The organism is Paenibacillus sp. ATY16 (assembly GCF_003399985.2).
GTDB lineage: Bacteria > Bacillota > Bacilli > Paenibacillales > Paenibacillaceae > Pristimantibacillus > Pristimantibacillus glycanilyticus.
On sequence record NZ_NMOK02000010.1, the window covers coordinates 1 to 241 of the forward strand.

Here is a 241-nt window from a genome sequence, read left to right on the forward strand (position 1 = left end):
TTTTCTTTGTGATAGGTATTGTACTTTACAAGTGCTCGTTGTTCTTCAGACTCTAGGTAAGCATAATTTTCTTCGCTGCCATAACCTGCATCTGCGATGATGGTTCCCGGCAATTGACCAAATGAGGCTTTCACTTTGTCCAGGTGCGGCTTGAGACAACGTGTATCTGTTGGACGTTGATGGATGCTGTAACTGAGAATGAATTGATCTTCGGTTCCAATCTGCACGTTATATCCCGGCT

General features: G+C 44.0%; 1 protein-coding gene. It reads right to left on the bottom strand.

Annotated features, from left to right (window positions below; genetic code table 11):
* On the bottom strand, positions 1-241 hold a 241-nt coding region (locus CFI03_RS06820; protein ID WP_248756914.1), incomplete at both ends, for a transposase.